The following is a 9099-nucleotide window of genomic DNA, read 5'->3' as shown; positions in this document are numbered from 1 at the left end:
CGACATAGGCCATGCAAGTCAGCAATGCTGCCTCATCTAACAGGGCCTGACTTTTGTAACGACCTTCCCAAAAGCGCCCTTTGCACTCATCCTCTTTATTGGCCAGCCGGGCTAAGTATTCGTTAAGGCAGCGCATGAACCAGCTGATATCCATTAAACGACCTCGGTACTTCTGGGCACATTCTTCGACACGCAGCAGCTCTGCTTTGCCCAGCTGATCGTCGGCAAGATAACGCTGAACCAGGTGCGGGCCAGAAAAAAGCTGCGTCCAGCGTTGTAAGACTTCTTTGGTGTCACATTCTTTGGCTTGCTGATTATTGATATGGAGCACCACATGATAATGATTCGACATAACCGCATAAGCACAGACTTTCAGGACAAAAATACCAGAAAGCGCTTTCAATCGATCAACCACCCACTGCCTGCGATGCTCATAGTTTTTGCCCGAGAAATTGTCTTTGCAAAACTCTCAAACGGCGCTTCTTCCGGTATTCCCTATGGTACTCTCTCTGGCGCTGAACGTAAGCGGGATCTTTGCGGCGCTCGATGAGCCGCCTTCTTCTGCGTTCAGCGTATGCGGGATCTTTGTGCAACTCATTTCGGCGCTGTTTTTCACGCTCTACGTAAGCAGGATTTTTGCGAAGTTCCCTTTGGCGTATCTTTTTGCTCTCCCGCCAGGCAGGATCTTTGAGACGCTCCCTTTGTCGCTCCCTCTCGTCGCGCTCTGCGAAAGCGGGATCATTCTTATAGCGCTCCCTTCGTCTCTTTGCCGAATCAGGATCATTCTGGTATCGCTTCCTTTGGTATGTCTTGTGGCGCTCTACGTAATCGGGATCATTCCGGTAACGCTTCCTTTGGTATACCCTTTGGTGCTCTAGGTGATCGGAATGATTCTGATAGCACTTTTGGTACTCAACTGCTGAAGTGTTGCCATTAAGTACTTCTTCTGCCTGCCGCGTTTGATGATCACTTGTCGTTTGGTTGTGGTTTTGCCAGCTAGCTCCCCCAACTGGCCTTGAATGTTGTTGATTAGAGAGTATTGCATGAAGATTAGCCAACAGACAATCCGGGTCCCACTCTGGTATTGGCTCGTTGACCTCAGGCTCGTTCTCCACTAGGTATTCATTCTGAAGAAAGCGGATGTCTGGTATTGATGATAGTGAATCATCCAAGAGGGTAGTGTCAGAATGATAAGATGAATATTCATCCAGCCTTGGCAGTAGTATCCCAGAAATATTAATTTCATCAGGGGCTTCCTGATCGCTACTGGTCAGAGATGCAATATTGTATTCATTCAATGAACTAAAAGGACCAGGACTGTTGTTGTGTCTGTCTGATTGACTATGGTAAATACGAAAAGGATCGTCCAGTGCCTGAACAGATATGCCTTGGTACGTCGGCTGCTGTTCATTTCTCATAGTTTGGTGCTGTTGTTCTTGTGAGCTTGAATAAAACCCGGCAAAAGCAACATTGAATTGAGTTAATTTAACAGAGCGTTCCATTGAATTATTAAACTATTGAATTCCAGTTTAAGACTTTTTCTGATCATATAAGTTTCATCCATAAATACTCTGTTCAATAATTATTTTAACCATGCCTCATTATTTGTTATGGCTATTAGTAATGTTGAAAGTGCTTTGACAGCTGCCCCTGAAGATTAAAATATTTTAGCGCCGATGGCAGTATCCAGCGGTTAATAAGCAAATTAAGCTAGTGGCAAGAATAAACGAAGCTGCTCTACTTACCTGCGTAGCGTATGTGGATTTGAACCCGGCTGGAGCCGGGATGGTGCAAACGCCTGAGACCTTTGAATATATTTCTATCAGCAAAAGGACAAAACTCAATCCAGGCTGAGATTACCGTTATTAATCAGATTGTTGATAATCTCGGCATCGGTGTTGCCCAGCACGGACATGTCAACCCCTTCCAGCCTGATCTTCTGAGTGATATCTCCGCCCACCTGTGGTGTTATTTCAAGCGTGGTATCGCCGTTGTCAAAATTCAGGGCCAGATACTGATCCAGATCCCCGTGATCACTGGGCAGGATATCGTCCAGGTGAATAACATCACCCCCCTGCCCCAGATGGAAGTCAGTGATGACATCTTCTGCGGGTGCCGCAGCTGTACCAAGGTCAGGTGCTTCCCAGGTAAAGGTATCAGAACCCGTACCCCCGGTTAGCGTGTCATTACCGGCTCCACCAAAGAGAATGTCGTCACCCGCTTCACCCAGCAGAGTGTTGCTGCCACTGTCCGCTTTGATGATATCCGCACTTTCGGTACCGATCATCTCCAGAGAGGTTAAAAATGACTCAATATCACCGGACTGGGCCTGATCGTAAAGGTCACTGATGCTGTCGGGATCCAGAGATCTGTCCAGAACCACCAGATCTGTCATGGTACCATCGGTGGCAGCATCCTGGGACCAGTTACTCTGTCCCACCAGGTTACTGGTCAGGGACACCCCGGAAGGCCCCTGGCCATTTGGATTGTCCGCCACTTCAACGCCATTTTTATACAGGTGCATGTGGCCATCGGCATCAACCGTCAGGGCCATGTGGAAAGTTTCTCCAAGGGTATAGAAGTTATCAAACGCCACAGACCCGACCATGGTGTTGCCGTGGAAAATTTGTGCCTCGATGCGACCTTCTGTAGGGCTGGCAATCAGGATATTATCGGTGCCGGGGCCATTACCAAAATCAATGATCCTGGCCCAGTTAGTGTGACTGTCATAGGTAAAGGTCGAAGCAATGGTTATATCACCGGACGGGGCCATGGTTCCCAGGTAGCCACCGGCACCGTTGAGGCTGACGCCATTATCATTGAAATGGGTAAGGGCACTGTAGAAGGTCAGAACCTGACCATTGCTGGTAAGACTTTCCGCCTTGTCACCGGAACCGGTGGTAAAGTCAAAGGCGGCCAATGCATCATTTGCTTCATGCACCGGTAGTAATTCTGCGGCATCTGTCACGGACACAACATAAGGCTGTTCAATGAATCCGCCGGATGAGTTTGTAGCCCTGACGGTCAACTGGTGACTGGTGGCCGTCTCATAATCGAGAGTTCCGGCAAGACTGATCTCCCCGGTAGCGGCATCAATGGTGAATAGGCCACCGGCATTATTGGCCAGGCTGAAGGTTAGCTCCTCACCGGCTGGGTCGCTGGCCTGCATTTGGCCAACGACGTCTCCTGGCAGGGCACTCTCAACAATATCCGCAGAGGCCAGAAATACTTCAATATGACCGGATTGCGTCTGACCGTAGAGATCACTGATGCTGCCCGGGTCCAGTGACCGATCCAGGATAATCAGATCTTTCACGGTACCGTCCGTAGCCGCGTCCTGAGGCCAGTTGCTTTGACCCACCAGGCTGCTGCTCAGTGTCACCCCCGCAGGCCCCTGACCATTGGGATTGTCAGCCACTTCAACGCCATTCTTGTACAGATGCATATGGCCATCAGCATCCACCGTCAAGGCCAGATGGAAAGTTTCATCCAGAGTGTAGAAATTATCATAAGCCACTGAGCCGACAATGTTGTTACCGTGAAAAATCTGAACCTCTATTCGTCCTTCCGATGGGCTGGCGATCAAAATATTATCGGTGCCAGCGCCATTGCCCAGGTCAACCAACCGTGCCCAGGGAGAGTGGCTGTGGTAAGTAAAGGTGGACGCAATGGTCATATCACCGCTCAGCGTTATGTCTCCCAATGAGCCACCGACACTGTTGAGCCTGACCCCATCGTCAGAGCGGGTAATGCCGCTGTTGAAGGTGAGATCCTGATTATGGTCGGTCAGGTCTTCAGCAACTTCGCCGGAACCGTTGGCAAAGTCAAAAGCGACCAGGGCATCAGAACCCCGCTCCGGCAATAGCTCCGGTGCAGCAGCCAGGGCGACCACATAGGTCTGCTCGCTGAAGGCACCGGATGGATCGGCAACCCGAACGGTCAACTGATGGCTGGAGGCCGAATCGTAGTCCAGGGTGTTGGCCACTGTGATCTCTCCGGTAGCGGCATCAATGGCAAACAAACCACCGGCATTATCAGTCAGGCTGAAGGTCAGGTTGTCACCATCCACATCACTGACCAGCGCCCGACCGACCACCGTGCCAGGCAGGGCGCTTTCGGCAATGGTATCAAGGGGAACGCTCAGGAATGCTTCTACTTCACCGATCTGCGTTTGCTGGTATAAGTCGCTGATACTGTCTGGGTCCAGGGACCGGTCAAACACAACCAGATCCTTCACCGTGCCATCCGTTGCGGCATCCTGGGACCAGTTACTTTGACCCACCAGGTTACTGGTCAGTTCTACTCCGGATGGCCCCTGGCCATTGGGGTTATCCGCTACCTGAACACCGTTTTTATAGAGGTGTATATGACCATCGTCGTCAACTGTCAGGGCCAGATGGAAAGTTTCCCCCAGCATGTAGAAATTATCAAAAGCTACGGAACCCACAACTTGGTTGCCATGGAAGATCTGCGCCTGTATTCGCCCTTCTGACGGGCTGGCGATCAGAATATTGTCGGTACCGGCACCATTACCGAAATCAACCAGCCGTGCCCAGTTGCTGTGGCTGTGGTAGGTGAAGGTGGAGGCAATGGTGATATCGCCCCGCAAGGTCATTGCCTCCAGAGAGCCGCCAACGCTGTTGAGTGCGACACCATCACCAGAGCGGCTGATGCCACTGTTAAAGATCAGATCCCGATTGTGGTAAGTGAGGTCTTCAGCCACCTCCCCCGAGCCCTGGGCAAAATCATAGGCAACCAGTGCACCGGAGCCCCCCTCCGGCAAAAATTGCGGTGCATAATTGTGGTCAGCAACTGAGATCTCATACTGCTTCTCATGGAATGCTCCATCGGGATGATCGGTAACCCGGACGGTTACCTGGTGGCTGCTGGCTAAGGTGTGATTCAGGTCACCGGCGAGGCGAATAACCCCGGTACCAGCATCAATGGTGAACAGACCACCGGCATCATCGGTCAGGCTGAAGCTCAGCGTATTACCTTCCTGATCTTCGGCCTGCACCTGACCTACCTCAGTACCGATCGCAGCGTCCTCAGTAATGTGTAGAGGATTTAAAAATACTTCTATTTGTCCTGAGTTTGTCAGCGAGTAAAGATCGCTGATGTGGTCGGCATCCAGAAAGTGATCAACAATGATCAGATCCTTGACGCTACCGTCTGTGGCGGCCATGCCCCAGTTATTCTGTCCCACCAGGTTACTGGTCAATGACACCCCGTTAGGCCCCTGGCCATTTGGATTGTCCGCCACTTCAACACCATTTTTATACAGGTGCATATGGCCATCGGCATCAATCGTCACGGCCACGTGGAAGGTTTCTCCAAGGGTATAGAAGTTATCAAACGCCAAATAACCGACCTTGTTATTGCCGTGGAAAACTTCCACGTCAATTCGACCTTCTGAAGAGCTGGCAATCACAATATTATCGGCGTTGGGGCCATTACCAAAATCAACAATCCTTGCCCAGTTACTGTGACTGTGATACGTGAATGTCGAAGCGATGGTCATATCACCGGACAGTGCCATGGTTCCCAGGGAGCCACCGACACTGTTCAGCCTGACACCATCGTTGGAATGAGTGATGCCACTGTTAAAGGTCACGTCCAGATTATTCTCCGTCAGGTCTTCCGATACCTGGCCTGAACCATCGGCAAAATCAAAGGCAGCCACTGCCGAGTAGTACGTATCCTGCTGCAGTAATAACGGGGCAACATTCTGGTCATTCACCAGGGAAACCACAAACAACTGCTCCTCAAACCCACCGGTCTGGTCAGTCACCCGTACCGTCAACTGATGGCTGGCGGCTGTCTCGTAATCAAGGGCACCGGCGACGCTGATGACCCCGGTAATGGGATCAATAGCAAATCGGCCATCGGCACTGTCGGTCAGGTTGTAAACGAACGCATCGCCATCGGGATCGCTGGCCCCTACCTGTCCAACAATTGTGCCGGGCTGGGCATTTTCACCAATCTGCTGGCCCAGGGACAGATTTTTGGTGTAGATATCCGCATCATCATTCTGGTTGCTCATCCAGGCAATCTGTACCGTACCATCTGCCAGGACGGTCACCGCAGGCTCATATTGATGGCCCGTTACGGTATCGTTAATCGCAATGGGGTCTGTTAATGGCACACCATTGCTGCTGAACAGTCTGCTGTAAACACCGTAACCATCCGCATCATCCGCCAGGAAGGTAGCCAGGATATCATTGCCAACGGCGGTCAGCTGCATATTGTTCAGGGCAACCACGCCAGAATCACTGACCGCAATTGGGGAACCCACGGCCGTAGCATTGGAGCTCCACATCTGTATATACCAGGTGTTGCCACTCTGGTAAGTGGTGGCCAGGCCGCCATTGTCCAGCACTATGACTTGTGTATCGTGACCCCAGGAGGCCGGGTGACCTCCAAAAGCAACCGGGCCATGAGCACTGCTACCGTCGGCATTGAAAATTTGCAGATTTATCGCGTCATCCGGGCCATTGGATGCGCGCCAGTTAACGGCGAATTTGCCATTGTCCAGAGCGGCCAACTTGGGATGGGAATAGTCTGAATCCACATTGGCAATAAAAATGTCACCTGTATGCTGGGCATTCTCATCATACATGATGACTTTAAGCTGGTAGTCGCTATTCACGGTAGAAACGGCATAACGATTGTCAGACAGCGCCGTAACTTCCGTTCCGTAGTGTTGATGATCGGTATGTCGTCTGGTGATCCAGCTTCCATCCGCCCTGAAAAAGTGCGTCAGGCTGCTGGTTATCAAGCCCGGATCTTCATAAAAGTAAGTGACGGCATAGGCTCCTGAGGGCAGTACGGCAACAGAAGGTTTTTCAAACAGATCACCATAGGGCTGGGAAAGATTCCAGGTATTCACTTTATGGGCATTACCCACAGAATTGCCTGCTGCGTCGAACCGCTGGGCCATTACTTGATCATCAGAGTTGCCTGAGCCGGACTTCCACGTGGCGATATAGCCTCCTTCCGGATGGGCCGCAATATCTACCTGATACTGTTTATTGTGGCCTGCCGCGAGAACCTGCTCATGTTCCAGGGTGGGGTCCAATGCCTGATAATTGCCGATAAACTCTGATAACTGGTCAGCCTGTGTCTGGTGATAGAGTTCACCGATACCATCTGCGGTCAGTGATTCATTGAGTACCACCAGATCGTAGATATGACCATCCGTAGCTGCATCCTGAGAAAAGTTACTCAAGCCAATCTTGTTGCTGGTGCGTAATATCTCATTCGGTGTCTGGCCATTGGGGTTATCAGCCACTTCAACACCGTTTTTGTACAGGCGCATATGACCATTATCTTCAACCGTCAGGGCAATATGGAAAACTTCGTTTAAATCGTAGAAGTTATCAAATCCCACGCTACCTACCATGCTGCCGCCCTGGAAAACATGAGCCTCAATACGGTTTGGCGAGGGACTGGCAATCAGAATATTATCTGCACCGGGACCATTACCGAAGTCAATAACCCGAGCCCAGTTGCCGAACTGACTATAGCTAAAGGTTGATGCAATGGTAAAATCTCCACCCAGGGTCATCGCCCCTAGCGAACCACCGCCCCCCCCGAGATTAACTGACTCACTTTCAAAGCTGGCAGCAGAGTCAAAAGAGACATTATGGCTATGGTCGGTAAGGTCATCATAAACACCGGCGACATTATTGAATTCAAAGGCTGCTACTGACAGCGGAGAAGACCTTCCTGGCTCCAGTTCCGGTGCGTTAGTGACGGACACAACATACTGCTGATTACTGTACGCTCCACTTGGATCAGTGACTCGCACAGTCAGCTGATGGCTGTTGGCCGTATCATAGTCAAGAATACCTGCAACACTGATCTCCCCGGTACTGGAGTTGATGGCAAACAGGCCATCGGCATCGTCGGTCAAACTGAAGGTCAGCGTATCACCGTCGGTATCACTGGCCTGTACCTGACCAACGACAGTGCCGGTCCGGGCATTATCGCTGACATTCAGGGTGGTCAGGAGGGTTTCGACGTTACCGGCAGCCAACTCCGGGTTATCACCACTGGTGGCCTGCAGGGTAACATTGTCGATAACCAGATCCCGGTTATTCCCGTTGACGGTGGTGTCGGAGATCCGCAGCACCAGGTTGCCCGCCGATGGAGCATTGAACACCAGGTTCAGGGTCTGCAGGGTCAGGGAGTCGCTGTCGAACGCCTGCGCGGCAAGCACGGCACCAGACGTTTGATCAATCACCTCGACCTGGCCGGACACCGGCTCGGCGGACCAGGCAGCACCGTAATCCAGGCTCAGGCTGTAGTTGACGTTCGGGTGGCCCTGAATCACCTGTTCCACCACGCCGTCGGCGGCACCGCCACCGCCATTGAACGCCAGGCGATTATCATACAACTCCACCGTTCCGGTCATGGTCCAGTTATCAGCTGTGGTGAAATCACTGTTGCTGACCAGGTTGGTGTCCAGTTGCAGGTCATTATAGGTATCAAGATCGAGAATAAATTCAGGTGGAAGAGACTCGACCGCCGGGTCATTGGCCTGCGGGTCCGGGATATCGACGCTGCCAATAAAGTCAGACAGCTGATTGGCCTGATAAAGTGTTGAAATCTGGGATGCGTCCAGTGCTTCATTGAAAATGGCCAGGTCATCAATGGCTCCATCCAGGTAACCATTGACATCCCAGTTACTTTTGCCCACATAGTTGTTGGTCCTCACCATGACGGATGGGACCGCTCCCTGGTGAGTGCCTGCCAGTTCGCCATTTTTGTAGACGCTCATCAGCCCTGAGCTATCCACCGTCGCAGTGATATGCACCCACTGATCGGTGGTCAGGAAGTCATCAAGGGTGAGTTTGTGCTCAGTGCCAGTGTCATCCCAGATACCAAATGCCAATCCGTTGGTCTGGTCAGTATGAGACAGGAAAATATTGTGGTCTCCTGCACCATTACCAAAATCCACCACCCTGGACCAGCCTTGATCAAAACTGTCAAAGCGTACCCAGGACGCGATGGTCATTGCTCCGCCCGTCTGCATGCCACTGATCTCGCCGGTGCCCGCAGTACCATCCATTTCGAAGGCTGAGCCGGAGCCTGAGC

Annotated in this window: 2 protein-coding genes and 1 pseudogene; all 3 read right to left on the bottom strand. The window is 51.6% G+C overall.

Annotated features, from left to right (window positions below):
• Window positions 1-415, bottom strand: a pseudogene (locus ACO6UY_RS23405) (hypothetical protein); the annotation flags it as partial.
• Between the two features lie 16 nt (window positions 416-431).
• Window positions 432-1418 carry a hypothetical protein gene (locus ACO6UY_RS23400; protein ID WP_422444714.1) on the bottom strand — a complete coding sequence of 329 codons (987 nt, stop codon included), beginning with the start codon at window positions 1416-1418 and terminating at the stop codon, window positions 432-434.
• Between the two features lie 422 nt (window positions 1419-1840).
• On the bottom strand, window positions 1841-9073 hold the full coding sequence (locus tag ACO6UY_RS23395; RefSeq protein ID WP_422491465.1) for a LamG-like jellyroll fold domain-containing protein: 7233 nt from the start codon (window positions 9071-9073) through the stop codon (window positions 1841-1843).
• Window positions 9074-9099: the final 26 nt, after the last annotated feature.

It is taken from the genome of Endozoicomonas sp. ALE010, assembly GCF_049310165.1.
Classification (GTDB): domain Bacteria; phylum Pseudomonadota; class Gammaproteobacteria; order Pseudomonadales; family Endozoicomonadaceae; genus Endozoicomonas.
Note: the sequence above shows the minus strand (reverse complement) of the source record. Positions and strands in the feature narration are given on the sequence as shown.